The sequence below is a fragment of the Mycobacterium sp. E342 genome, from assembly GCF_001667665.1.
GTDB lineage: Bacteria > Actinomycetota > Actinomycetes > Mycobacteriales > Mycobacteriaceae > Mycobacterium.
The window spans coordinates 1-20,537 of record NZ_LZJM01000281.1 but is presented as its reverse complement, the minus strand read 5'-3'; the positions used below and the strand labels follow the sequence as shown (position 1 = coordinate 20,537).

Here is a 20,537-nt window from a genome sequence, read left to right as displayed (position 1 = left end):
TCCGGAGAGCCGGTTGGCGGCGATGCTCAACGCGTTACCGGTGCCGGTGTAGGCGTCGACGAGCTGCATCTCGCCGCCGCGCAGGTTCGCATAGTCGGTGGTGGAGATGCCGACGAAGACGCCGGTGTCGCTGCCGGCAAGCCGCTCGGGCACCTGTCCGGCGTCTTCCAAAGCCTCCCAAGCGGTCTCGAGGATGAGCCGTTGCTGGGGGTCCATCTGCGCCGATTCCCGCGGCGAGATGCAGCTCGTCGACGCCTACACCGGCACCGGTAACGCGTTGAGCATCGCCGCCAACCGGCTCTCCTACTTCTACGACTTCCACGGGCCGAGCATGGCGATCGACACCGCCTGCTCGTCGTCGCTGGTCGCCGTGCACCTGGCGTGCCGCAGCCTGCGGGACGGTGAATGCTCGCTGGCCCTGGCCGGAGGCGTCAACGTCATCCTGTCGCCCGCACTGATGATCAATTTCACCAAGGCCAGGCTGATGGCGCCGGACGGGCACGCCAAGACATTCGACGCCGGCGCCGACGGCTACGTGCGGGGTGAGGGCGCCGGGGTCGTCGTCCTCAAGCCGCTCAGCCGGGCGCTGGCCGACAACGACCCGATCTATGCGGTGATTCGCGGCACCGCCGTCAACCAGGACGGCCGGACGAACGGGTTGATCGCACCCAGCCGGCAAGCGCAGGAAGCCGTGCTGGCCGCGGCCTACCGCCGCGCCGGTCTTTCCCCGGGCACCGCCCAATACGTGGAAGCGCACGGCACCGGCACCTTCCTCGGCGACGCGATCGAGGCGAACGCGCTGGGCACCGTGCTGGCGGATGGTCGGCCGCCGGGCAGCTCATGCCTGATCGGCTCGGTCAAGACCAACATCGGCCACTTGGAGGCGGCCGCCGGAGTGGCCGGGCTGATCAAGGTCGCGCTGGCGTTGCAGCACAGGGCGATTCCGCCGACCTTGAACTTCACCGAGCCCAATCCCGAGATCCCCTTCGACAGCCTGCCGCTTCGGGTGGCCCAAACCCTGACCCCGTGGCCGGAGAACGGCGGCCGGGCGGTCGCGGGCGTCAGCTCGTTCGGCATGGGTGGCACCAACGCGCACGCCGTGCTCACCGAGGCGCCGCAGGTCCGCGCCGCCGTGCCCGAGCGCGGCGCGGCGCCGGATCGGGTCACGCTGCTGCCGCTTTCCGCGCGGGCCCCCGAGGCCCTGGCCGCACTCGCCGAGCGGTACGAGTCGGCGCTGGCATCCGGGATGGGGCTGACCGACCTGTGCTACACGGCCGGGGCCCGCCGCGGCCACCTCGAGCATCGGTTGTCCGTGGTGGCGGACTCCGCCGCCGCGATGTCGGAGTCCCTGGCCGCCTACCGGCACGGTCAGTCGCGGCCCGGGCTCGCCGCCGGACAGGTCCGGCCCGGGCAGCGACCTACCGTGGTCTTCGTCTTCCCCGGCCAGGGTTCGCAATGGCTCGGCATGGGGCGGCGGCTGCAGGACGAGGAGCCGGTGTTCCGCGACGCCCTGGCGGCGTGCGACCGCGCGCTGGAGCCCTGTCTGGGCAGCTCCGTGCTGCAGGCGCTGGCCGAGGACACCGAACTCACCGACATCGGCCTGATCCAGCCCGCGATCTTCGCCATCCAGGTGGCGCTGGCCGCGCTGTGGCGCTCGTGGGGCGTCGAGCCCGCCGCGGTGGTCGGGCACAGCATGGGCGAAGTCGCGGCGGCACATGTCGCCGGGGCGCTGAGCCTCGAGGACGCCGCCCGCGTGATCTGCACCCGCGCCCTGATGCTCCGGACCGTGCGTGGCCGCGGAAACATGATGGCGGCGGAGCTCAGCGCGGCCGAAGCGCAGGAACTCATCGCGGGCCGGGAGGGGCAGGTCGCGATCGCGTCCAGCAACAGCCACCGATCGACGGTGCTGTCCGGGGACCGAGCCGTCCTGGCCGAGCTGATGGCGATCCTGCAGCAGCGGGACCGATTCTGCCGGTGGGTCGACGTCGACGTGGCCGCCCACAGCCCGCAGATGGACGCGTTGGCGCCGGCGCTGCGCGCCGGGCTCGCCGGACTCCGGCCGACTGCGCCGGCGGTCCCCATCTACTCCACGGTGACCGGGGAACCGCTGACCGACCGGTTGACCGACGGCGACTATTGGGCGGAGAACCTGCGTTCGCCGGTCCACTTCTCGTCCGTGCTGCGCGGGCTGCTGGACAGCGGGCATGACGCCGTCGTCGAGATCAGCCCGCACCCGGTGCTGCTGACCTCCATCCGGGAGGACGCGCTGGACGTGGGCCGCAGCTGCGCCGTGCTGCCGTCGATGCGCCGCGACGACGGGGGACGGGCGACCGCGCTGGCGTCGCTCGGCGAGCTGTACACCCTTGGCCAACCGGTCGCCTGGGAGCGGTTGTACCCGCCGGGCAGCCACTGCGTATCCGCACCGAACTACCCGTGGCAGCGCGTCCACTCCTGGCTGGATGGCGGGACGATCGGCGCGCCGCGGCATGGTGGCGACCTGCCGCAGCGGCCCGCGGGTTTGCGCGACCGCATGTACCAAGTGCGGTGGCAGCCCGCGGTCGGCCCGCCGGAGCGGAACGGGGCGAGCCGCCCGGTTCAACCCGGAAGCTGGCTCATCCTCGATGACGGCGGGGTGGCCGGGCAGGCACTTCGGAACCATCTCGAATCCCGTTCTCAGACATGCGTTCTGGTCGAGCCCGGTCGGGCCTTCGAGCGCCTGGCGCCAGACCGTTATCGGGTCGACCCGGCGCGGCCCGAACACTTCGACCGGCTGCTCGCCGACGCGTTCACCGATCGGCGGCCGCCCTGCCGCGGCGTGGTGCATCTGTGGGACCTGCTGGCCGCACCGCCGGCCGACACGACGCTCGAGTCGCTGGATTCGGCCACCACGCTGGGCCCGGTGAGCGCGCTGCACCTCGTGCAAGCGCTGGCGCACGCGGATTGGTCGCCCTCGCCGCGGCTGTGGCTGGTGACCCGCGGGGCGCAGGTGACCCGGGGGGACACCGAACCGGTGTCGATCGCCCAGGCACCGCTGTGGGGGATGGCCCGCACCATCGAACACGAGCACCCGGAACTGCGGTGCACGTGTGTCGACCTGTCCGCGGGTGGCGGCCCGGACGACGTCGCGCGCGAGGTCCAGGCCCTGTTCCGCGAGGTGTGGGCGGACAACCGCGACGGCGCCGTGGCGCTGCGGGGCGATAACCGCTACGTCGAGCGGCTCACCCGCTACGACGCATCCGAACCGGCCGGGACTCCGGAATTCCGGGACGACGGCAGCTATCTCGTCACCGGCGGGCTCGGTGCGCTCGGCCTCGTGGTGGCCGGTTGGATGGCCGAACACGGCGCCCGGCATCTGGTCGTGATGGGCCGCGGCGAGCCCACCGCGACGGCCCAGCAGGCGCTGGACGCGCTGCGAGCGGCGGGCACCGAAGTGACCGTCGCGCACGGCGACGTCGCCCAGCCCGATCAAGTCGCGGCCGTCCTGGAGTCGATCCGCGCGACGATGCCACCGCTGCGCGGCGTGGTCCATGCGGCCGGAACCACCGACGACGCGATCCTCCAATGCCTTGACGAGGCGAAGCTCCGGAAGGTGCTGGCGCCCAAGGTTCAGGGCGCCTGGAACCTGCACGCGCAGACCAAGGACGCGAATCTGGACTTCTTCGTGCTCTTTTCGTCGGCCGCCTCGCTGCTCGGCCCGCCCGGGGCGGCGAACTACGCGGCGGCGAACGCGTTCCTGGACGCGCTGGCGTGGCACCGCCGTGCCGAAGGCCGGCCCGCGCTGAGCGTCGACTGGGGTCCATGGGCGCAGCTCGGCTTCTTCACCCGGACCGAACTGCAAAGCTACTTCGCCCAGTACGGCGTCGAGGCCATGTCCGCGACCGACAACCTCCTGGCCCTGTCGTCCTTGCTGGGGGGACCGGCCGCCCAGGCCGTGGTCCTCGACATCGACTGGGCGCGTTGGGAAACCGACCTGCGGCCGCCGCTGCTGGCGGAGCTGGGCGTCGCTCGCCCGGCCGAGCGGCCGCGCGGCGGGAATGCGCCCGGGCCCGGGAGCGGCCTGCGCGACGCGCTGCAGGGGGCCGCACCGGAAGAGCGCCGACGGCTGCTCGAGTCGTACCTGTGCGAACTCGCCGCCGGCAAACTCGGCCTGTCCCCGTCCACCCTGGACGTTGCGGCTCCGCTGGGCAGCCTCGGCGTCGACTCGCTCATCACGCTGGAGCTGCGCATGCAGGTCGAACGGGACCTGGGCGTCGTCGTGCCGGTCTCCCGGTTGATGCGGGGACCGAGCGTGGCCGACCTCGCCGGCTGGCTCGCCGATCAGGTCACGTCCGGCGCCTCGCAGCCGGCCGGGACTCCGCCGGTCGCGACCGCCCGGCCGGAAACCCCCGCGCAGAACTCCGGTGGCACGCCCGCCCGTGGGGTGGACCTGCTGGCCCGGGTGCCCGAACTTTCCGACGAAGCCGTCGACGAACTGCTCCAGCAGGTTCTGGCCGAAAGAGGAGCCGAGCCCGAACTTGCCGTGAAGGAAGGTAGTAATGACGGATAAGTCGATCGACATCTCCGGCCTGTCTCCCGACAAGAAGCGGGCGCTGCTGTCGCAGTTGCTCATGGAGGAGGCGCAGGAGTCGGCCTCGGTGTATCCCCTGTCGTACGGGCAGCGGTCGATGTGGTTCATCCACAAACTCGCACCGGCCAGCGCCGCGTACACCATCACGTATGCCGGGCGCATCCCCGGCCCGCTCGACGTGCCGGCCCTTCAGAGCGCGGCCCAGGCGCTGGTCGACCGGCATCCGATGCTGCGGACGACGTACGCCGAACGCGACGGGCAGCCGGTGCAACTGGTGCATCCGCACTGGCCGGTGCGGATCGCCCGCCACCACATCGGCACCGGTGAGGCCGAGCTCGACGAATGGATCCGCCGGGAAGCCGACCGTTCGTTTGACCTGTACACCGGCCCGGTCTTCCGGCTCACCCTCCTCGAGCGCGCCCCCGAGGAGCATGTGCTGCTCCTGGGTCTGCATCACATCGCGGTCGACTTCTGGTCCATCGACATCATTCTCGACGAGCTGCGTCTGCTGTACGCCGCCGAACACGGCGCGACCCCGCCCCCACCGCCCGCGGAAAGCTTCGTGGACTACGCCGACCGGCAGGCCCGGATGCTGGCCGGTGCGGACGGCGAGCGTCTCTGGGAATACTGGCGTGCGGAACTCGCCGGCGACCTGCCGATCCTCCAGCTGCCCACGGATCGGCCGCGGCCGGGCGTGCAAACCTATGCGGGCGCCGTCCACCGTTTCACCGTCGACGACACGGTGACCGCCGGGATCAAGCAGCTGGGCCGCAGCATGGGCGCGACGCCGTACATGACGCTGCTGGCGGCCTACGCCGCGCTGCTGCACCGCTACAGCGGCCAGGGCGACGTGGTCGTGGGCTCGCCGTTCGCGTGCCGCGACCGGGTCGCGGTGGAGGGACTGGTCGGCTACCTCACCAACCCGGTGGCGCTGCGCGCCGACCTGCACGACGACCCGACGTTCAGGTCGCTGCTCGGCCGCGTGAAGGACACCGTGCAGGGCGCCCTGGAACACCAGGACTATCCGTTCGCGCTGCTGGTCGAGCGGCTTCGGCCGCTGCGCGACCCGGGCCGGACGCCGCTGTTCGGAGTCTCGTTCGCCTGGGAACAGACGCGCCGTTTCTCGGACCAGCCCGGCGCGGCACCGGGTGGGCTGCCGCTGGAGACCCTCCACGTGGGGCAGGGCGGCGCGCCGTTCGATCTGATGATGGAGATCGGCGAACACGGCGGGAAGCTGTCGGGCGTTCTGCAGTACAACACCGACCTCTTCGACGGCACCACGATCGTGCGGATGTCCGGGCACTTCGAAACACTGCTGCGCGGTGTCGTCGCCGATCCCGACCGGCCGGTCTCGCGGCTGCCGCTGCTCACCGACGAGGAACGCAACCAGCGGGCCGCCTGGAACCGGACCGACGTCGCCTACGACGGCCCGGCCTGCCTGCACGAGATGGTGGCGGCGACGGTCGCGCGCGTCCCGGACGCCGTCGCGGTGACCTGTGACGATCGCGAGCTGACCTATGCCGAACTCGACCGCCGGGCACAGGATTTGGCGCGGCGGCTGCGGCGGCTCGGGGTGGGGCCCGAGGTCATCGTGCCGGTCCTGCTCGACCGCTCCGAAGATCTGGTGGTGGCGCTGCTGGGCGTCCTCAAGGCCGGTGGCGCCTTCCTGCCGCTGGACTCGGCGCAGCCCGCGCAGCGCATGGCCGTGATGCTGGCCGACGTGCCGGACGCGCCGGTCTGCGTCACCCGCCGGGACAAGCTGGCCCACCTGCCGACCGAATTCGCCGGCCATCGGCTCTGCCTGGACGTGCCGCCGGACACTTCGGACGAGGGCGCGGCCGAACCCGTCGCGGCCGGCGCGACCTCGCTCAACCTCGCCTACGTCATCCACACCTCGGGTTCCACCGGGAGGCCGAAGGGCACGCTCAACACCCATGCGGGGATCCGCAACCGGCTGCTGTGGATGCAAGACGCCTACCGGCTGACCGGCGACGACCGCGTGCTGCACAAGACGCCGGTGAGCTTCGACCCGTCGGTCTGGGAGATCTTCTGGCCGCTGATCGTCGGCGCCCGGGTGGTGATGGCCAAACCGGAGGGCCACAAGGACGCGGCATATCTGCTCGCGACCATCGTCGAGCGGGGCGTCACCACAATGCATTTCGTGCCCTCGATGCTGCGGCGCTTCCTCGCCGAGCCCGGCGTGGCCGCCTGCACCTCCCTGCGCCAGGTGTTCTGCAGCGGCGAGGCGCTGCCGTATGACCTGCGCGACCACTTCCTGGCCGCGCTGCGCGCCGAGCTCTACAACCTCTACGGGCCCACCGAGGCGGCGATCGACGTCACCGGATTCCACTGCCGCCGTGGCGAATCCGGGACCGTGGTGCCGATCGGCCGGCCGATCGCCAACATCCGCGCGCACATCCTGGACGCCCATCTGCAGCCGGTGCCGGTGGGTGTGCCGGGCGAGCTGTTCATCGGCGGTGTCGGGCTCGGCCGCGGCTACCTCAACCGGCCGGACCTGACGGCCACCATCTTCGTCGCCGACCCGTTCGGCGGTGACCGGCTCTACCGCACCGGCGACCTGGCCCGATACCTGCCCGACGGCAACATCGACTACCTCGGCCGCCTCGACTTCCAGGTCAAGATCCGCGGCTTCCGGATCGAGCCGGGCGAGGTGGAGGCCGCGCTGGCGCAACACCCCGCGGTGGCCGAGAACGCGGTGGTAGTCAGAACCGACAGCCGCGGGAACACCATCCTGGTCGCTCACGTCGTGCCGGCAGGGGGAGCCGCGCCGTCGACGACCGAGTTGCGCCGCTTCCTGCTCGAGCTGCTCCCCGCCGCCATGGTGCCGGCCGTCTTCGAGATCACCGACACGCTGCCGCTCACCTCGAGTGGCAAGGTGGATCGCCGCGCCCTGATGGCCGCCGGCCGCGCCCCCGGACCGCAGGAGTCGGAGTTCGTCGCTCCGCGCACGCCGGCCGAACGGGCACTGGCCGAGATCTGGTGTGCCGTATTGGATTTGGACCGGGTGAGCATCAACGACGACTTCTTCGCGCTCGGCGGCGCCTCGACCCAGAGCCTGGAGGTCGCGATGCGGGCGAACGCGGCCGGCCTGCCGCTGCGCCCGGAGTCGATGTTCGTCTACGGCACGATCGCCGAGCTCGCCGCCGAGTACGGCCCGCTCGCGGACGACGGCGCGGAGCGGACGCCCGCCCACCCCGACGAGAAGCGCAACACGGTGATCGAAAGCCTCGGCGTGTACCTGCCGGAGCGGACGGTCTCGACCGCGACGGTGATGGCGGAGTGCGCCAACGAGATTCACATACCCCTGGAACGTCTCACCGGCATCAGGAACCGCCGGGTGGTCGGCGAGGACGAGTTCTCGATCGACCTGGCCAGAAAGGCCGCCGACGACTGCCTGTCCCGCTCGAGCTATCGGCGCGAGGAGATCGACCTGGTCATCGCGTGCAACATCTCCCGTCGCGACGGGATGGGCCACCGGTTCACCTTCGAGCCCAGCACCGCGTCGCGGCTGCGGGACCGATGCGGACTGGACAACGCGCTGGCCTTCGACATCAGCAACGCGTGCGCCGGCATGTTCACCGGCATCACGGTGGCCGACGCCTTCCTGAAAACCGGGCTGGTGCGAAACGCGTTGGTGGTCAGCGGCGAATACATCAGCCACCTCACCGAGACCGCACAGCAGGAGATCGAGGGTCCGATGGACCCGCGGCTCGCCTGCCTGACCCTCGGTGACGCCGGTGCGGCCGTGGTCCTCGAGCGCGGCCCCAACGGCCGGGTCGGCTTCCACGACATCGATATGGCCACCCTCAGCAAGTACAGCAAGCTGTGCATCGCCAAGGCGACCGACGGCCAGCACGGGGGCGCGATCATGCTCACCGACTCCGTCACGCAGACCGCCATCGCGGTCAAGCACGCGGTGCCCTACGTCGCGGCGGTCATGCAGCGGCACGGCTGGCGGCCGGAGACCACCGACCACCTGGTGATGCACCAGACGTCGGAGGCGTCGCTCAACGACGCCGTCGTCGCCGTCAACGAGATGTTCGGGCCGGGCGCGGCCAGCCGGGACAACACCATCTACAACGTGGCCGAACGTGGAAACACCGCCACCACGACGCATTTCGTGGCGCTGAACGACTACATTCGCAGCGGCCGGATCAAGTCCGGAGACAACGTGGTGTTCTCCATCACCGGCTCGGGGCAGACCGTCGGCGCCGCGCTGTACACCTTCGACGACCTGCCCGACCGGATCCGCCGGGGCGCCGGCGGCCAACCCGGCGGTGGCGCCCGCAACGACGGCGACCGGGACGAGGCGCCGGCGACGCCCCGCGTGCGCATCGACAGCGTGGGCATCGCTCCCGCGCAGCATTCGGAGCGTCCCAGCTCGATACGGCTGGCGACTCAGGCGGCGGTGGACTGCCTCGACCGCAGCGGTCTTGACCGCAGCGCGCTGGATCTGATCGTCCACACCGGCGTCTACCGCGACGACTTCCTCAGCGAACCGGCGATCGCCTCGCTGGTCGCCGGCGAACTCGAGATCAACGGTGACGTGCAGTCCCCCGACGGCCCCAAGACCCTGGCCTTCGACGTCCTCAACGGCGCGGTGGGCTTCCTCAACGCCTGCCAGGTCGCCGCCGCCATGATCGGGGCGGGAAAGGCCAACCATGCGCTGGTGGTCGCCTCGGAGATCGAGAACAACGGCCCCGGCGGCGGCTATCCGCTGAACGGGTTCAGCCAGACGGGGTCTGCCGTGCTGCTGAGCCCCGCCCAGGGCGGGGAAGGGTTCGGCCGGTTCGTCTTTCAGCATCACCCGGAGCACGCGGGGGCCCTGGCCACCTACACGCGGCAACGGGACGGGCGGACGCGGCTGCACATCGACCGCGACCCCAATCTCGCGGCCATCTATCTGAGCTGTATCCCGGCCGCGGCCAAGGAACTCCTGACGATCGAGGGGCTCGATCCCTCGGACATCGCGGTCGTGTTCCCGCCGTCCCTGTCGCCGTCGGCGCTCGACGAACTGGCCGCCCAGACCGGCATCGCGCGGTCGCGGTTCGTCGACCTCGGCTCCGACGGCGAGCTCGACCCGTTCACCTCATCCCTGCCCTACGGGCTGCAGCGGGCCCGGCGGCGCGGGCTGGTGCAGCCGGGCGACATCGCGCTGATGATCGCCGCCGGCTCGGGTGTCCAGATCGGCTGCGCCACCTACCGCTTCTGATTACCCGCCGGGGCATCAGGCGTTTTCCGCGGACCGGATCATGCCGCGGGCGCGAAACCATTTGACCGCGTTGCGGATCGCGGGGTCGATGGGGGCCAGCACGTAGCCCAGTTCTCGCACCGCCTTGTCGCTGCGGTACCGGTAACGGTCGGTGTAGGCGTATCCGACCGACATCGAGTTCACCGTGGTTTCCCGGCCGGTGACCGCCTCGATCAGGTCGCCGGCCCTGCCCCCGATCCATGCGACCGGATAGGGCAGTCGTCTGCGCGGCGGGTCGACGCCGACGACCCGCGCCACTCGCTCGATGTAGGCCCGATACGTCAGCTCTTCGCCGCCCAGGATGTAGCGTTCCCCGCGTTTCCCGCGCAGCCAGGCGGCGATCATTCCGCGCGCCACCTCGCCGACGTCGGCGAAGTTGTTGTATCCCGGTGTCCAGTAGGGGATTTTGCGGTTCGCGATCTCGATGATCAGTCGGCCGGAGCTCGGCCTGGCATCGCGCGGGCCGACCAGGTAGGTGGGGTTGACGATGACCGCATCCAACTCGTCGCACGCCGCGCGCACCAGGAGTTCGCCACGCCGTTTGGTGACCGGGTAGGCCCCCGCCAGCCCGGCCCGGTCCCATCCCCACGGGGTCTGCTCGTCGGCGGGTGAGCCGTCGGGCGTGGGTCCGATGGTGTTCGCCGTCGAGGTGTGGACGAGCCGTGGCGTACCGGCGGCGATCGCGGCTTCCAGCACGGCCCGCGTCGCGTCGACGTTGACGGCCGAGACGGCGGGCGTGACCGTTCGCCTGGTAGAAACGCATGCGGCGCAATGGAATACCACGTCTGCGCCGGCGAACACGTCGCGAAGCTCGGTGGCGGAACCGAGGTCGGCGCGGACCCACTGGACCGGCAGGTCGGACAGCGAACTGGTGTCGGTGCTCGCGCGCCGCGTCGCGGTGACGGTGTGGCCCCGCGCGATCAGCTCGGCGGCCAGGTTGGCTCCCAGCAGCCCGCTCGCCCCGGTGATCACGGCGTTCGGCATCGGCCATGCTCGTTAACGGTGGTCATCGGTGCCCTTTCGCGCCCACCCCAACCGAGTGTAGGCGCACGTCGTCAGGCGCCGGCCTGCGCGAGCGCCGCCGCGGTCGCCTCCCGGATCGGGCCCCGCCACACGTCGCCGTGCCCCGGCAGCATGACCTCGGTGTCGAGCAGCGCCAGCGCGGACAGGGTGCGGATGCAATCCTGTTGGCTGTGGCTGAAAATCGCCGGCAGCAGCTGCGGTCCGCGGTGCCGCAACAGGGGATGGCCGGTGATCAGCGCGTCGCCGCTGACCAGCACGCCGTCGACCAGGTACGAGCAGTGCCCGTGGGTGTGGCCGGGACTGAAAACGGGGCGGGGTTGGCCCGGCAGGCCGGCGGCCACCTCGGCGGTCAGCGGCTGGGCGGTGGGGATGCCGTCGCGGATCAGGCCCCCGCTGCGGACCACGTGGGCCGTCCACCTCGCCCAGCGTGGGCGCCAAATGCGTAGTGCCACATCGATAGTCGACACCTGCTCCAGGTACTCCCGTTTCGCGTGCCCCACCTCGTCGGCGTGGCAGTACACCGGCACGCCGTGCTCGCCGGCGAGCCAGATCGCCGAACCCAGGTGGTCGATGTGGGCGTGGGTCAACAGGACGGCGCGCACGTCGGCCACCCGGTAGCCCAGGTTGGCCAGCGAGCCCAGGACGTCCTCGCGGTCCCCGGGATAGCCGGCGTCGATCAGCATGACGCCGGTGCCGTCGACGACCAGCGTCCAGTTCACGGCGTGCCCCCGAGCGAGGTACACGGTGTCGGAGACCTGAACCAGCTGCGCCATGCCCGCGAGTGTAGGGCCGGGTGTAGGAGTAGAAATGACCCGTGGCTGAACTGAAACTTGGATACAAGGCATCCGCCGAACAATTCGCACCGCGCGAGCTCGTCGAACTGGCTGTCGCCGCCGAAGCTCACGGCATGGACAGCGCAACCGTCAGTGACCACTTCCAGCCGTGGCGGCACGAGGGCGGGCACGCCCCGTTCTCGCTGGCCTGGATGACCGCCGTCGGCGAGCGCACCGAGCGCATCGTCCTGGGCACCTCGGTGCTCACGCCGACCTTCCGCTACAACCCCGCCGTCATCGCGCAGGCCTTCGCCACCATGGCCTGCCTGTACCCGGACCGGATCTTTCTCGGCGTGGGCACCGGTGAGGCGCTCAACGAGATCGCCACCGGATACGAGGGCGAGTGGCCGGAGTTCAAGGAGCGGTTCGCCCGGCTGCGCGAATCGGTGCGCCTGATGCGTGAGCTGTGGCGCGGCGACCGCGTCGACTTCGACGGCGACTACTACCGGCTCAAGGGCGCCTCGATCTACGACGTGCCCGAGGGCGGCGTCCCGATCTACGTCGCCGCGGGCGGCCCGGCGGTGGCCAAGTACGCCGGACGGGCCGGGGACGGCTTCATCTGCACCTCCGGCAAGGGCGAGGAGCTCTACAAGGACAAGCTGATGCCGGCCGTCTTGGAAGGGGCGGCGGCCGCCGAGCGCGATGCCGACGGCATCGACAAGATGATCGAGATCAAGATCTCCTACGACCCGGACCCCGAGCTGGCGCTGGAAAACACCCGGTTCTGGGCGCCGCTGTCGCTGACCGCCGAGCAAAAGCACAGCATCGACGACCCGATCGAGATGGAGAAGGCCGCCGACGCGTTGCCGATCGAGCAGGTCGCCAAGCGCTGGATCGTGGCGTCCGACCCCGACGAGGCCGTCGAGAAGGTCAAGGAATACGTCGACTGGGGGCTCAACCACCTGGTGTTCCACGCCCCCGGCCACGACCAGCGCCGGTTCCTGGACCTCTTCGAAAAGGACCTGGCCCCCAGGCTGCGGCGACTTGGCTGAACCGTCCGCGATCTACGTCGCCGCTCCGGAACCGGAGACCGGCAAGTCGACGCTCGCGCTGGGGCTGCTGCACCGGCTGACGGCGACCGTCGCCAAGGTCGGCGTGTTCCGTCCCATCACGCGGGTCACCGACGGCAAGGACCGCGACTACATCCTGGACCTGCTGCTGCAGCACACCACCGCGGGCGTGCCCTATGAGCAGTGCCTCGGTGTGACGTACCAGCAGCTGCACGCGGACACCGACACCGCGATCGCCACCATCGTCGACGCCTATCACGCGATGGCCGACGACTGCGACGCGGTGGTGATCGTGGGCAGCGACTACACCGACGTCGCCCGGCCGGCCGAGCTTTCGGTCAACGCCCGCATCGCGGTCAACCTCGGGGCGCCGGTACTGCTCACGGTCAGCGGCCGGGGCCGCACCCCCGAAGAGATCGCGCGCGTCGTCGAGGCGTGCCTGGCCGAGCTGGCCGCCCAGCGCGCCCACACCGCCGCGGTGGTGGCCAACCGCTGCGAACCGGCGCGGCTGGGGGAGGTCGCCGAGGCGCTGGAAGCCTTCCCCCAGCGCAGCTACGTGCTGCCCGAAGAACCGCTGCTGTCCGCGCCGACGGTGGCCGAACTCGAAAAGGCCGTCGGCGGAGCGCCGGTCAGCGGCGAGGCGTCGCTGCGGGAACGCGAGGTCACCGGCGTGCTGGTCGCCGGGATGACCGCCGACCACGTCCTGGAACGGCTGGGCGACGGCATGGCGGTCATCACCCCCGGTGACCGCTCGGACGTGGTGCTCGCCGTGGCCAGCGCCCATGCGGCCGAAGGCTTTCCGTCGCTGTCGTGCATCATCCTCAACGGTGGCTTCCGGCTCCATCCGTCCATCGCTTCGCTGGTCGCCGGGCTGCGGCTGCGACTGCCCATCATCGGTACCACGCTGGGCACCTACGACACCGCCAGTGCGGCCGCCGCCGCCCGGGGCCGCGTCATGGCCAGCTCGCAGCGCAAGATCGACACCGCGCTGGAGCTGATGGACCGCTACGTCGACATCACGGACCTGCTTGCGCAGCTTGCCATCCCGATACCCACGGTGACCACGCCGCAGATGTTCATCCACCGGCTGACCCTGCAGGCGCGTTCGGATCGCAAGCACATCGTCCTTCCCGAGGGCGACGACGACCGCATCCTCAAGTCGGCCGGCCGGGTGCTGCAGCGCCGCGTCGCCGACCTCACCGTGCTCGGCGACGAGGCGCAGATCCGCCAGCGTTCGGGCGAGCTCGGGGTGGACCTCGACGGTGCGCACGTGATCGACCCGCTCACCAGCGACCTGCGCTTCCGGTTCGCCGACCAGTACGCAGAACTACGCAAGGCCAAGGGCGTCACCGTCGAGCACGCCCGCGAAATCATGCGCGACGCCACCTATTTCGGCACGATGTTGGTGTACAACGGCATGGTAGACGGCATGGTGTCCGGCGCCGCCCACACCACGGCGCACACCGTTCGCCCCGCCTTCGAGATCATCAAGACCGTCCCCGACGTCTCCACCGTGTCCAGCATCTTCCTGATGTGCCTGCCGGATCGCGTGCTGGCCTACGGCGACTGCGCGATCATCCCGAATCCGACGCCTGAACAGCTGGCCGACATCGCGATCTCCTCCGCGCGCACCGCGGCGCAGTTCGGCATCGAGCCGAGGGTCGCGATGCTGTCGTACTCCACCGGCGAATCGGGGAGCGGCGCCGACGTCGACAAGGTCAGGAAGGCAACGGAATTGGTCCGGCTCAGGGCACCGCAACTGCCGGTCGAGGGCCCCATCCAGTACGACGCCGCGATAGAGCCGTCCGTCGCGGCCACCAAACTGCGCGACTCGCCGGTGGCCGGCCGCGCCACGGTGCTGGTCTTCCCCGACCTCAACACCGGCAACAACACCTACAAGGCCGTCCAGCGCAGCGCCGGGGCGATCGCGATCGGGCCGGTGCTGCAGGGCCTGCGCAAGCCGGTGAACGACCTGTCCCGCGGCGCGCTGGTCGAAGACATCGTGAACACCATCGCCATCACCGCGATCCAGGCGCAGGGCATCCGTGGCTAGCGCCGACCGGGTTGTGCTGGTGATCAACTCCGGGTCGTCCTCGCTCAAATACCAGCTGCTCGACCCCGACTCCGGCGTGGCCCTGGCGACCGGGAACGTCGAGCGGATCGGCGAGGAGTCGTCCCCCGTCCGCGACCACGACGCCGCGCTGCGTCGAGCCTTCGACACGCTGTCCGAGCAGGGCATCGACCTGCGTGCCTGCGGGCTGGTGGCGGTCGGCCACCGAGTCGTGCACGGCGGCAACACCTTCTACCGGCCCACGCCGGTGGATGACGCGGTGATCGACAAGCTCGACGAGCTTTCCGAACTGGCGCCGCTGCACAATCCGCCCGCGGTCAAGGGCATCGAGGTGGCGCGCAAGCTGCTGCCCGACGTTCCCCACATCGCGGTCTTCGACACGGCGTTCTTCCACGACATGCCGCCCGCGGCCGCGACCTATGCCATCGACCGCGGGCTGGCCGAGCGCTGGAAGATCCGCCGCTACGGCTTCCACGGCACGTCGCACCGGTACGTCAGCCAGCAGGCCGCCGACTTCCTGGGCCGGCCGCTGGGGGGCCTGAAACAGATTGTGCTGCACCTGGGTAACGGCTGCTCGGCCTCGGCGATCGCCGGCACGCGGCCCCTGGACACGTCGATGGGCCTGACCCCGCTGGAAGGCCTGGTGATGGGCACCCGCAGCGGCGACATCGACCCCAGCATCGTCAGCTACCTCTGCCACATGGCGAAGATGGGTGTCGACGAGGTCGAGTCCATGCTCAACCAGCGGTCGGGGGTGCTGGGCCTGTCCGGCGAGCGCGACTTCAGGCGGCTGCGCACCATGATCGAATCCGGCGACGGCGCGGCGCAATTGGCCTACAGCGTGTTCACGCACCGGCTGCGCAAGTACATCGGCGCCTACCTGGCCGTGCTGGGGCACACCGATGTCATCACCTTCACCGGCGGCATCGGGGAGAACGACGCGGCGGTGCGACGCGACGCGCTGGCCGGCCTGGAGGAGTTGGGCGTCGTGCTCGACGAGCGCCGCAACCTCGGCGGCGGCAAGGGCGCCCGCCAGATCTCCGCCGAGGAATCCCCGATCACGGTGCTGGTGATCCCGACCAACGAAGAGCTGGCCATCGCCCGCGACTGTGTGAGCGCGCTAGGCGGTTAGGAAGCCCAGGCTCTTGCGTCCGGCGCCGACCGACGGTCCGGGATCGGTCCCGACGGTCCGCGCCAGCAGCTCGTGGTAAACGTCGCGAAAATCGGTGGTGTACTTCAAATCCCCGTCGTCGAGGTCGGTGAGGCCGGGTTCTTCGCCGTAGAAGCCGCCCCTGACGGGCGCGCCCGCGACGAAGACGGGGGCGGCGGTGCCGTGATCGGTGCCCTGGGATGCGTTGGCGCGCACCCGGCGACCGAACTCCGAATAGGCCATCACCACCACGTTGCGGCCGGCCACGTCCCGCAGGAACCGGGTGACCGCCTCGTCGAACGTCCCGAGCAACCGTTGCTGCGTGTCGCGTTCGCCGGCGTGGGTGTCGAAACCCCCCAATTGCACCGCGTAGACCCGCGTCGGCACGCGCGCTCGAACCGCGGCGGCCACCACATCCAGCTGCGCGGACAGCGAGTTGCCTTGGTGCCCGCCGCCTTTCATCGATCCGAACGTCTTGCCGGTGCTGCGCGCGGCGCGGTAGGACTTGCACACGGCGGTCATCGCCGGGCTGTCGCCGGGGTCGTCCGTCCCGAGCGCGGCCATCAAGGCGTCGAGGCCCTGTTCGGCGGGCGACCGGGTCGTGGAAAGTGCCGCGGCGGTGTGCTTTTCCCCGACGGCGAGCATGGGCAGGACGGGCCCGATGTTGACCGCGCGCAGCGGGTCGTCTCCGGTGGCGTCGAGCCAGCGGCCGATCCACCCCGTCGACACGGGCTCGGCCGGTGACGCCGTCTGCCAGATGTCCATGGACCGGAAGTGGCTGTGGTCGGGCCGTGGATAGCCCACGCCCCGCACGATGGCCAGTTGCCGCCGGTCCCACAGCTGGGCCAGGCCCTTGAGCGCGGGGTTGAGTCCCAGCGTTTGGTCGAGGTGCAGCACATCGCCCGGGGCGTAGGCCAGCTCCGGCCGGGCGTCGTGATAGGCGTTGTCGGCGTAGGGAATCAGGGTGTTGATCCCGTCGTTGCCGCCGGCGAGCGTGATCAGCACCAGCACGCCCGCCCCGTCGGCCAGCGGGCGGTCCTGGGCCGCGCGCATCAAATCGGGCCACTCGACCGCCACCGCGCCGGACAGCAGGCCGACCGCGCCCGCGCCGGCGCCGGCGATCAGGAACTTGCGGCGGTTCATCTCGGGCATCGTCGGTTCTCGCTATGACGTCAGGTATTCGGGCGTGTTGACGGCGGCCGCGACCAATCGCGGCGGGGTGCGCACCAGGGGCCGCAGCGCCGCGGCGGTCCGGTCCGACCAGTCTCCGACGCCGATCAGGTAGCCGACCGCGTCGATGCGGTCGGCCGCCGCGGCGCCCTCGATGCCGGACAGGTCGCCGGCGTGTGCGAGCCGGGCGGCGGCCCGCAGCCGCGCTTCGGCGCTGGCGGTGGACAGCCACACCTGGCCGTTCGGCCAGCCGCCGACGCTCGGCGGATAGAAGGGCCGTTGACCCAACGCGTGCAGCGTCGCGTCGGCGAACTTTGCGGTGGCGCCGTCGAGGGGCACGCGCAGGGCGCGCAGCACGCCGACGAGCCATTCGACCGGGGTGTTGACGACGGTGGCGCGGCCGCCGACGAATTCGTCGTCGGTGAGGATCGCCCGGGTCAGCGCCCGCAGGTCGCGGCCCGGTCCGTAGGCGGCGACCAGCCTGTCCAGCGTGGGGCCCGACGGCGGGTCGTCGGAGGCCAGTTGCCCCCACAACCGTCCCGCGACGTACTCCGCCGACTTGGGCTGCGCGAGCACGGCATCGCAGAATCCGGCGGCGTCGAAATCGCGGGTCAGCCCGAACAGCGTCTTGGCCGTCCCGTCATGGCGCTTGGCGGCCAGCGAGGTGTGCCCGTCGGCGCCGATCACCCAACCCGTCAGCGCGCGGGCGCCGTTGCGGACGTCGTCCTCGGTGTAGCCGTTGCCGTGCCCGAGGGCGAAGAGCTCCATAAACTCCCGCGCCAGGTTTTCGTTGGGCGCCTTGGCGGTGCTGCTCTGCCCGTCGAGCCAGCGCAGCGTCGCGGCGTCGGTCAGCATCGCGTAGGCCAGGGCGCGGAAGTCGCCCAGCGACAGCGTGCGCAGCTTCTGGTTCTGCGCGGCCATGTACGCGGCCACCCGGACCTTCTGCGCCGAGGTGGCAAAGTGGTTGTGCCACAGCAGGGTCAGCTTCTCGCCGAACGGCTGCCGCACGCCGACCATGCGGCGCAGCCACCAGTCGGACAGCGCGCCCTGCTGCTCGGACAGCTGCTGGTTGTACCGTTTGCGGGCGGCCGGCGTGGCACCCTTCCCGGGCGGGCCGGGCGGCTGCAGCGTGGGCATGGGGGTGGCGAGCGCGCCAGGGTCGGCGTCGGGGTCCGCGGCGAGCATGGCGTCGACATGCCGCGGCCAGCCCGCGTTGAGCGCGGCGTCCACCTCGGGTCCGGTCACCCCGAACCCGGCCCGCCGCAGCACGCGAGCGGTGGTGATCCATGCGGTGGACTGGCCGGGCATGCGTCAACTGTGCGGCATATACCTATGTTTTCGCTGTGGATGGGTGCACACGCGGTCGGCCGCCCGCGTGCGAACGTTCCCGGCATGGATCCGTTCGTCGGCAGCGAGGCGCTGGCGGCCGGGCTGGTGACCCGGCATCAGCTCAGAACGCGCTACCGCGCGGTGTTCCCGAACGTCTACCTGTCGAATGACGCCGAGCCATCGCTCGAGACCCGGATCATGGCGGCCTGGCTGTGGTCGGGCCGCCGGGCGACGATCGTCGGGGCCGCCGCCGCTAGATTGCATGGCGCCGAATGGATCCCCGACGAGGTGCCCGTCGAGCTGGCGCACACGAACTCGCGAGCGCCGAGTGGGGTGCTGACGCGGCGCGCCGCGCTGCTGGACGGCGAGACGCAGATCATCGGCGGGTACGCCGTCAGCACACCCGAACGCACCGCATTCGACATCGGCCGGCGCGGGGCCGTGCGCTCGGCCGTGGCGCGCCTCGACGCGTTGGGCAGGGCGACGGGCTTCAAGGCCGGCGACGTGCTGCGCGTGGCGCGCTGCCATCCGGGCTCACCGGGCCTGCGGCGACTGGAGACAGCGCTTGACCTGGTCGATGCCGGCGCGCGGTCGCCCAGGGAGAGCTACCTGCGGCTACTCCTCATCGACGCCGGTCTGCCGCGGCCGCGGACCCAGATCCCGGTGTTGGATGCCGACGGCATCCCGTTCGCCTTCCTGGATCTGGGCTGGGAGGAGTCCATGGTCGCGGTCGAATACGACGGCGACCAACACCGCACGGACAGAAGGCAATACGTCAAGGACATCCGGCGGAGCGAAACGCTGGAGCGGATGGGCTGGATCGTCGTGCGGGTCGTCGCGGAAGACCGCCCGGCGGCTGTCGTGCGCCGGGTTCGGGCCGCGCTGGCCGAATCGCGTGTGCGGTCACGGCTTTGAGTGTGCGCTCAGGGCGGGAGTTTCCGGCGTGTCGCCGCCCTGGACGCACACTGGACGCTGCAGGGGTGAGCGCCAAGCGACCCGAAAAGACCTAGAACGTGCTGGTGGGCCGCACCCTGTTCGCCATGTCCACCAGCGCGTAGCGGTGCCGCTGCGTGGGGGCGACCCGGGCCAGGTTGCGCAGCGCCGCCTCCACGCCCAGCCGCAGCCCGTGCTCGGTGAACGGGAAGCCGAGGATGTGGTTGGTGCTGGCCTTGTTGTCCTCCAGCCAGTCCATCGCGCAGCCCAGCACCAGCGCGCGGATCTGCAGCACGCGCGGTTCGGTGGGCGGCAGCGCCTCCACCCGCCGGGCGGCGTCGCGGATGTCCTCCTCGCTGATCTCGCTCTTCGTCCGCCCGGACAGCAGGGTCACCGCACTGGTCAGGCGCGCGGTGGTGAAATGCCTTGAGGTAGGCGGCACCTCGTCCAGGGTGCGCACGGCCGCGGCTCGATCGCCCTCGGCGGAAAGCCATCTGGCCAGACCGAAGGCGGCCGAGATCACCCCGTCGTTGGTCTGCCACACGGTCTGGTAATACTTCTGATTGTCGACGTTGCCGGCCAGCTCGGCGGTGGCGGCCAGCGCCAGTTTGGGCGCCAGCTCGCCCGGGAAGGTGTCCAGCACCTCGGTGAAATGCTTTGTGGCGGACTCATAGTCGCCGGTGAGCAGCTCGGAGACGGCCCGATACCAGACCAACCGCCACTGCCAGCCCACCCGCTCGGCCAGGTCGTCGAGCTTCCTGGTGGCCTTGGCCACGTCACCCAGGTCCAGCAGCGCGCGGACCTCCATCAGCGGCAACTCGATCGATTCGGACACCTCGACGCCGTCGGCGTCCAGCGTGCCGTGGCGGGCGGCGCGTAACGAATCCAGGGTCTGCACCGGCTGGGAGAGCACCGTCGCCTGCAGGACCGGAGCGGCGACGTCGGCCGGGTCGACCAGCGGCACCTGCAGCGCGGTCACGATCTCGCGCGCCGTCAACCGCTCCGAATGGATCTGCCCGTCCAGGTAGACGTCCGTGTGCGCGACCAGCAGGTCCACCCCGAACGTCGAGCGGCTGGGGCTGAAGATGGTCGACAACCCGGGCCGCGGCACGCCGGTGTCCTGGGCCACCACGGAGGAGATGTCCGCCCAGCTGATGGGCGTGTTGCGGGAGGTGGTCA

12 protein-coding genes are annotated in these 20,537 nt (G+C 70.8%); 6 read left to right on the top strand and 6 right to left on the bottom strand.

Annotated features, from left to right (window positions below; all coding sequences use genetic code 11):
- Positions 1-216, bottom strand: a 216-nt coding sequence (locus tag A5692_RS22285; protein ID WP_156766218.1) for a beta-ketoacyl synthase N-terminal-like domain-containing protein, incomplete at its 3' end; no start/stop codon positions are given.
- A gap of 22 nt (positions 217-238) precedes the next feature.
- Between A5692_RS22285 and A5692_RS22280 the strand changes: the two genes are divergently transcribed.
- Together A5692_RS22280 and A5692_RS22275 are read left to right on the top strand one after the other, a co-directional pair.
- On the top strand, positions 239-4,546 hold the full coding sequence (locus A5692_RS22280; protein WP_068059920.1) for a type I polyketide synthase: 4,308 nt from the start codon (positions 239-241) through the stop codon (positions 4,544-4,546).
- Positions 4,536-9,800, top strand: coding sequence for a non-ribosomal peptide synthetase (locus A5692_RS22275; protein WP_068059917.1), 5,265 nt, complete (start codon positions 4,536-4,538; stop codon positions 9,798-9,800). Before A5692_RS22280 ends, A5692_RS22275 begins: the two co-directional genes overlap by 11 nt.
- Before the next feature lie 15 nt (positions 9,801-9,815).
- Here A5692_RS22275 and A5692_RS22270 read toward each other — a convergent pair whose 3' ends face one another.
- On the bottom strand, positions 9,816-10,823 hold the full coding sequence (locus tag A5692_RS22270; RefSeq protein ID WP_068059915.1) for an NAD-dependent epimerase/dehydratase family protein: 1,008 nt from the start codon (positions 10,821-10,823) through the stop codon (positions 9,816-9,818).
- Positions 10,824-10,894: 71 nt separating this feature from the next.
- On the bottom strand, positions 10,895-11,635 hold the full coding sequence (locus A5692_RS22265; RefSeq protein ID WP_068059913.1) for an MBL fold metallo-hydrolase: 741 nt from the start codon (positions 11,633-11,635) through the stop codon (positions 10,895-10,897).
- 41 nt (positions 11,636-11,676) lie between these two features.
- Here A5692_RS22265 and fgd point away from each other — a divergent pair, with 41 nt between their 5' ends.
- Genes fgd through A5692_RS22250 form a run of 3 tightly spaced genes read left to right on the top strand, consistent with a single transcriptional unit; the run spans position 11,677 to position 15,908 of the window.
- A complete protein-coding gene (gene fgd, locus A5692_RS22260; RefSeq protein ID WP_068059910.1) occupies positions 11,677-12,687 on the top strand; it encodes a glucose-6-phosphate dehydrogenase (coenzyme-F420) in 1,011 nt (336 codons plus the stop codon).
- Entirely contained in the window at positions 12,680-14,758 is a 2,079-nt protein-coding gene (gene pta, locus A5692_RS22255; RefSeq protein ID WP_068059907.1) for a phosphate acetyltransferase, read from the top strand. Before fgd ends, pta begins: the two co-directional genes overlap by 8 nt.
- Positions 14,751-15,908 (top strand): acetate kinase, encoded by a 1,158-nt coding sequence (locus A5692_RS22250; protein WP_369830316.1) that lies wholly within the window; start codon positions 14,751-14,753, stop codon positions 15,906-15,908. Before pta ends, A5692_RS22250 begins: the two co-directional genes overlap by 8 nt.
- Here the strand turns inward: A5692_RS22250 and A5692_RS22245 are convergent.
- Positions 15,897-17,078: a DUF1501 domain-containing protein gene (locus tag A5692_RS22245; RefSeq protein WP_068059904.1), complete on the bottom strand. Its 1,182-nt coding sequence runs from the start codon at positions 17,076-17,078 to the stop codon at positions 15,897-15,899. The two genes, A5692_RS22250 and A5692_RS22245, sit on opposite strands and share 12 nt — an antisense overlap.
- A 12-nt stretch (positions 17,079-17,090) precedes the next feature.
- Positions 17,091-18,404 (bottom strand): DUF1800 domain-containing protein, encoded by a 1,314-nt coding sequence (locus A5692_RS22240; RefSeq protein ID WP_068059901.1) that lies wholly within the window; start codon positions 18,402-18,404, stop codon positions 17,091-17,093.
- 84 nt (positions 18,405-18,488) lie between these two features.
- On the opposite strand from A5692_RS22240, the gene A5692_RS22235 reads away from it, so the two are divergent.
- Positions 18,489-19,340: a DUF559 domain-containing protein gene (locus A5692_RS22235; RefSeq protein WP_068059923.1), complete on the top strand. Its 852-nt coding sequence runs from the start codon at positions 18,489-18,491 to the stop codon at positions 19,338-19,340.
- A gap of 91 nt (positions 19,341-19,431) precedes the next feature.
- Here the strand turns inward: A5692_RS22235 and A5692_RS22230 are convergent.
- A partial coding sequence (locus A5692_RS22230; RefSeq protein ID WP_304528618.1) for a tetratricopeptide repeat protein occupies positions 19,432-20,537 on the bottom strand: 1,106 nt, incomplete at its 5' end.

Excerpts from the sequence above, each read along its gene's own strand:
- A5692_RS22280 (WP_068059920.1), top strand. The coding sequence starts at position 239 with ATGCAGCTCGTCGACGCCTACACCGGCACCGGTAACGCGTTGAGCATC.
- A5692_RS22275 (WP_068059917.1), top strand. The coding sequence starts at position 4,536 with ATGACGGATAAGTCGATCGACATCTCCGGCCTGTCTCCCGACAAGAAG.
- A5692_RS22270 (WP_068059915.1), bottom strand. The coding sequence starts at position 10,823 with ATGCCGAACGCCGTGATCACCGGGGCGAGCGGGCTGCTGGGAGCCAAC.
- A5692_RS22265 (WP_068059913.1), bottom strand. The coding sequence starts at position 11,635 with ATGGCGCAGCTGGTTCAGGTCTCCGACACCGTGTACCTCGCTCGGGGG.
- A5692_RS22245 (WP_068059904.1), bottom strand. The coding sequence starts at position 17,078 with ATGCCCGAGATGAACCGCCGCAAGTTCCTGATCGCCGGCGCCGGCGCG.
- A5692_RS22240 (WP_068059901.1), bottom strand. The coding sequence starts at position 18,404 with ATGCCCGGCCAGTCCACCGCATGGATCACCACCGCTCGCGTGCTGCGG.
- A5692_RS22235 (WP_068059923.1), top strand. The coding sequence starts at position 18,489 with ATGGATCCGTTCGTCGGCAGCGAGGCGCTGGCGGCCGGGCTGGTGACC.